At 58.4% G+C, this 4,579-nt stretch carries 5 protein-coding genes and 3 pseudogenes; 5 read left to right on the top strand and 3 right to left on the bottom strand.

Annotation, left to right across the window (positions count from 1 at the left end):
- A pseudogene (locus tag A3AI_RS49845) lies at positions 1-148 on the bottom strand (IS110 family RNA-guided transposase); the annotation flags it as partial.
- Between the two features lie 368 nt (positions 149-516).
- On the opposite strand from A3AI_RS49845, the gene A3AI_RS0141690 reads away from it, so the two are divergent.
- Positions 517-1,161, top strand: coding sequence for a DUF1326 domain-containing protein (locus A3AI_RS0141690; protein ID WP_024521108.1), 645 nt, complete (start codon positions 517-519; stop codon positions 1,159-1,161).
- 134 nt (positions 1,162-1,295) lie between these two features.
- Here A3AI_RS0141690 and A3AI_RS50440 read toward each other — a convergent pair whose 3' ends face one another.
- Positions 1,296-1,604: a cupin domain-containing protein gene (locus tag A3AI_RS50440; protein ID WP_084801233.1), complete on the bottom strand. Its 309-nt coding sequence runs from the start codon at positions 1,602-1,604 to the stop codon at positions 1,296-1,298.
- On the opposite strand from A3AI_RS50440, the pseudogene A3AI_RS47120 reads away from it, so the two are divergent.
- Together A3AI_RS47120 and A3AI_RS0141675 are read left to right on the top strand one after the other, a co-directional pair.
- Positions 1,497-2,031, top strand: a pseudogene (locus A3AI_RS47120) (IS110 family RNA-guided transposase); the annotation flags it as partial. The gene A3AI_RS50440 and the pseudogene A3AI_RS47120 overlap by 108 nt on opposite strands.
- A gap of 290 nt (positions 2,032-2,321) precedes the next feature.
- Positions 2,322-3,320: an ABC transporter substrate-binding protein gene (locus tag A3AI_RS0141675; RefSeq protein WP_024521105.1), complete on the top strand. Its 999-nt coding sequence runs from the start codon at positions 2,322-2,324 to the stop codon at positions 3,318-3,320.
- Positions 3,321-3,735: 415 nt separating this feature from the next.
- Here A3AI_RS0141675 and A3AI_RS48625 read toward each other — a convergent pair whose 3' ends face one another.
- On the bottom strand, positions 3,736-3,906 hold the full coding sequence (locus A3AI_RS48625) for a bacteriocin (protein WP_156928188.1): 171 nt from the start codon (positions 3,904-3,906) through the stop codon (positions 3,736-3,738).
- A 138-nt stretch (positions 3,907-4,044) separates the two neighbouring features.
- Here A3AI_RS48625 and A3AI_RS48620 point away from each other — a divergent pair, with 138 nt between their 5' ends.
- Positions 4,045-4,380 carry an ABC transporter substrate binding protein gene (locus tag A3AI_RS48620; protein WP_156928187.1) on the top strand — a complete coding sequence of 112 codons (336 nt, stop codon included), beginning with the start codon at positions 4,045-4,047 and terminating at the stop codon, positions 4,378-4,380.
- Between the two features lie 26 nt (positions 4,381-4,406).
- Positions 4,407-4,579, top strand: a pseudogene (locus A3AI_RS49840) (IS110 family transposase); the annotation flags it as partial.

The following is a 4,579-nucleotide window of genomic DNA, read 5'->3' as shown; positions in this document are numbered from 1 at the left end:
TGAAGCGGTAGGCGGGATTCTCCAGAACCTCCAAAAGTGCTTGAGGCTCGCTCGCCACCTTCACTTCCTTCAAGATCTTGCCCGCGTCATCCAAAATGCAGACACTCGTCTCCTTGACCGATACGTCCATTCCGGCAAAATGGTCCATGCTGCGCTTCTCCTTCTGATGCTTGAGGCCGTCACCACGGACCTCGTTTCACCATCAGCCTGAAGCGCAGCACCTAAAATCTTCAGCTATCCACAAGCTGGATCGGCCGATTACCCCATCTTAGTGGGGCATAGCCGACTAGATTTGCCCACGCTGAGTTTTCGCATTTTGACCCTGAGCGGAAGTCAAATTCGCGCTGGCCGCAACGTTATAGCGGACATTTCAGGAATGCCGGTTCGGTTTGCAGATCGATCCATTCGAGCGCTAGTTCATCCCATCGCGCCGCAGCAACCCGCCTGCTGTTCACACGCCGGTGGTATAACCCCGGTCAACGCCTTATTGTCGTTCATGGATGTACGGAGGTCCTCATGGCCGAGATTCCCAGCTGGCACATCACCGGAGAATGGTTCGACAATTGCAGCTGCGCTGTCGCGTGCCCCTGCACCTTCGCCCAGGCCCCGGACAACGGCTTCTGCGAGTCGGTGCTGTTCTGGCACATCGGACACGGCCATTACGGCGATATCAATCTCGACGGTCTGAGCTTCGTCCGGGTGGGAAGATGGGAAGGCGATCTCTGGGCGGGGAAGGCCAAGGGGACGGCCGGCATCTTCGTTGACGACCGCGCCGACGAGCGCCAAGCGGAAGTGCTTCCCCGCATTTTTGGAGGTCTAGTCGGAGGATTTCCGGCTCTCGTCGCTGCGCTGTTCAAAGAAGGCCGGCAGGTGCGGGGCGTGGAACGCGCACAGATCACCTTCGAGATCGCGCCAGACCGCGCCAAGTGGGGAACGGAGATCGTGGGCAAAGTGAAGGCTTGGGCCATGGCCCTGACCGGCCCGACGAGCCTGCCGGGAAAATATCCGCAGCTCATGAACCCGCCTGGCTCCGAGACCGGACCCGGACAGCTCGTGACTTGGGGCAAATCGACGATCTGTTCCGTCGATGCGTTCGGCTACAAGTTTCAGTGGACGACAAATTCGAGCAAACACATCCCGTTCGACTGGGCCGGCCCATGATGGCTCACGCTCCTTCTCGCACGTCAGCGACGCGGCGACTCGGTAATGCCTTGCGGGATCGTGCTCGCACCTCGCGGAGTCCGCTATCGGCCCGAAGCGGCTTACCCGGCATGTCCGCTAGATGTCATCGCCAATCAGTTCGCCGGGGTCGCCAGCGGTTTGCCTCTTTCTATTACCCAAGTATCGACCAGCTTGGTACCGGATACTGAGCAGGCATCATGTATCGTCATAGGCTGCGTCTCGAATGAGTCGCCAGCCTTGAGTTTTTGTTCAGGCTTTCCATCCACCTTAAGGACGAAGTCACCCTCCATGACGTAGCCACTGTCTATTCCCGGATGAGTGTGGCGGCCTGCACAAGTTCCCGCTGGGAGTTCTACTACCGCAGTCACGGTCGTGTAGCCCTCATCGGTCTGGATATCGCGAAGTCGGTCTTTCAAGTGCATGGCGTTGATGCAGCCGGCCAGGTGGTCATGCGCCGTCAGTTGCGGCGCCGACACGTCCTCTCATTTTTCCAGAAACTGCCGCCATGCCTGGTCGGCATTGAGGCTTGCGCGTCATCGCACCATTGGTCCCGCGAGCTGCAGGCGTTGGGACATACGGTGCGATTGATGCCTCCGGCCTATGTGAAGCCCTACGTCAAGCGGCAGAAGAACGACAGCACGGACGCGGAGGCAATTTGCGAGGCGGTCACGAGACCCAACATGCGGTTTGTGCCGATCAAGACGGTCGAGCAACAGAGNTGTCTGATGCTTCACCGGGCGCGCCATCTCTTCATCCGCCAGCAGACNGCCGTCATCAACTCAATCCGCGCCTATCTTGCCGAGTTCGGGATTGTCGCCCCTGTCGGGCGCAGGGGNGTCGAGCAACTGCTGGAAGTCGTCGCCGATCCAGCCGACCACCGGCTCCCGGAGGTGGCCCGCGCGCCGGTCCATCCCATTCGCGTCATTTCGCGGCAACGCAATAATTCAGTCGCTTCCGAGGTGAAGCAGACATCGGCGGTTGCGCGCGCTTGAGGGACAGCGACGCACATTCAGCCGTACGCAACCGACGCTGATGACCCAACTGGGACATAGGGTGCTTGTCTCCGGTTGCTTTGTTCGCTTCAATTGCATGTGGAACTGGGTACAGTCTGCCCCGCGCGTCGCTGACGAGGTGATCGAATGATACGGCGGGAGTTCATCGCTCTTCTTACTGGTTCGGCTACTGCAATCGTGTGGTCGCTCGCTGCACAAGCGCAGCAGGAGCGCATACGACGGGTTGGCGTCCTCATGGGATGGGACGAAGGCAATCCCTCAGGAAGGCTCCTTCTTACCAAGTTGACGCAACGACTTCGCGAGTCGGGCTGGACAGAAGGCAGCAACATCCAATTTGACGTTCGCTGGGCGGCCGGAAGTGTCGATCGGATGCAGGTCTTCGCGAAAGAGTTGGTCGGCCTAAGACCCGACCTGATTGTCGCGGCCACCACTCCCGCAACCGCAGCACTCCACCGAGAAACGCGGATGATTCCAATTGTATTTGTAACTGTCTCCGACCCAGTCGGCGCCGGGTTCGCCGCGAGCCTGTCTCACCCCGGCGCAAATATTACCGGCTTCATCAATCTAGAACCCACGATGGGAGGTAAATGGCTAGAACTTCTCAAGGAGATCGCGCCCAGCGTTAAGCGCGTTGCCATCGTCTTCAACCCCGATACCGCGCCTGGAGGCGGTTATTATTTTCTCCCCTCATTCGAAGCCGCCGCGCGATCTCTTGGCGTCGTGCCAGTCACAGCCCCCGTTCACAGCGAGGCGGAAATTGAAACGACAATCATCATGCTCGCACAGCAGCCGGGCGGAGGCCTTATCGTCCAGTCGGACGGATTCATGGTCGGCCATCGTGCAAAGATCATCTCGCTCATGGCCCAACACAATGTGCCCGCGGTCTCTGATCTAACGCTTCCTCCTCAGCGTGGCGGTTTGCTCTCGTATGGACCGGTCGACGAGGACTTGTTTCTTGGTGCGGCCCTTTACGTCGACCGCATCCTTCGTGGCGCCAGTCCAGCAGAGCTTCCGATTCAGGTGCCGACCAGACTCGAAATGAGACTAAATCTCAAGACAGCCAATAAGCTCGGTCTTTCAATCCCGCCATCCATCCTCGCCCGCGCCGACGAGGTGATCGAATAGGGTTTTTATGCTGCGATGCAGGAGTCTGGAAATGGCCCGTCTGAGACATGGCGACCGGCCCTGACGATGTCCGTTTGCGCGAGAAGACCGGAAGTGATCAGCTGACGGCCAAAGTGACGCGGTTGACCCGAAGGCGACATCCGCTGCGCTTGGGATGTTCAAAAAGCCAGGTCTGACCATGCAGTTTGCAACGCCTTACTCGCGGCATTTGCCTTGCGCAGCAGGGTTGCGCTGCCGGCGCATGCGGAGCTCGACGTCGCGAGCCGGACGCAATCGATCGAGACCTTTTTCGAGAGCGAATATCCCTGACTCGATGCGCTCTACATGGACATCCACGCCTATCCCAATAAAGCGCGTTAGAAATGAAGGAGGCCACCAACTGAGGCGGCCTCAAGTGGCTGAGCGTACGCTTGTTTCAGACGAAACCGGGATTATCTGCTGCAACCTTGGCAATTTCGGCTGCCGTCACGACTTTCCCCGGGATTTTCATTCGTCCGCCACTTACTGAGTCCAGCTCATCGATCGTCAATTCCTCGCTTCTCAATTCGCGATTTTCACTAATCAGTTCGCTATTCAGGTCCATCATGGCATTTTCCACCTGTTTCAGGACAGGACCATTCCCGCCTCGATCGAGGAGGCTAGGGCGGTTCCTAATTAGTTGCTGTGCTTGATGTCACACTAACAACCAGCAAATCAGGACACTGCCGGATTCAACTTAGTATTCGTGCTCTTCAACGGCGGCGTCCCCGCTAAGGCACGCTTACGCGCGAGAACGAAGGCACCAACTCCTGCAGGAGCTGCAGTCGCTTGGAGGCAAGATGATCCCCTAAAGGGTACCAAGCCCGGAGACATTCCCGTCGAGGACCCCACCACCCATGAACTGGTCGTCAACCCCCGGACGGCAAAGTTGCTGGGCTTGTCGATCCCGAAATCCATTTTGGTCAGCGCGAACGAGGTGATCGAAATAGCATTCGCTTTACCGCGATGCATGAGTCCGTTTGTGATGCTGTGGACGGCTCCTCCACCGGCGCGAGAGCGCCAAGGAGTGGGTGCCGATTGAGGCTCCACGATTCGGAGGAGCAGCCTATGCAGTCAATTTCGACGATCGGTCTGGATATCGCAAAGTCGGTCTTTCAAGTACACGGCGTTGATGCAGCCGGCCAGGTCGTTTTGCGCCGTCAGTTGCGGCGCCGACACATCTTGGCATTTTTCCAGAAACTGCCGCCGTGCATGGTCGGCATTGAGGCTTGCGCGTCATC

This window comes from Bradyrhizobium sp. Tv2a-2 (genome assembly GCF_000472425.1).
In the GTDB taxonomy this organism is placed as follows: Bacteria; Pseudomonadota; Alphaproteobacteria; order Rhizobiales; family Xanthobacteraceae; genus Bradyrhizobium.
The sequence above is the reverse complement of the archived record's forward strand: the minus strand, read 5'-3'. Positions and strand labels throughout refer to the sequence as shown.

What these genes read in the sequence shown, in the direction of transcription:
- A3AI_RS0141690 (WP_024521108.1), top strand. Translation starts at nt 517, where the DNA reads ATGGCCGAGATTCCCAGCTGGCACATCACCGGAGAATGGTTCGACAAT.
- A3AI_RS50440 (WP_084801233.1), bottom strand. Translation starts at nt 1,604, where the DNA reads ATGCACTTGAAAGACCGACTTCGCGATATCCAGACCGATGAGGGCTAC.
- A3AI_RS0141675 (WP_024521105.1), top strand. Translation starts at nt 2,322, where the DNA reads ATGATACGGCGGGAGTTCATCGCTCTTCTTACTGGTTCGGCTACTGCA.
- A3AI_RS48625 (WP_156928188.1), bottom strand. Translation starts at nt 3,906, where the DNA reads ATGATGGACCTGAATAGCGAACTGATTAGTGAAAATCGCGAATTGAGA.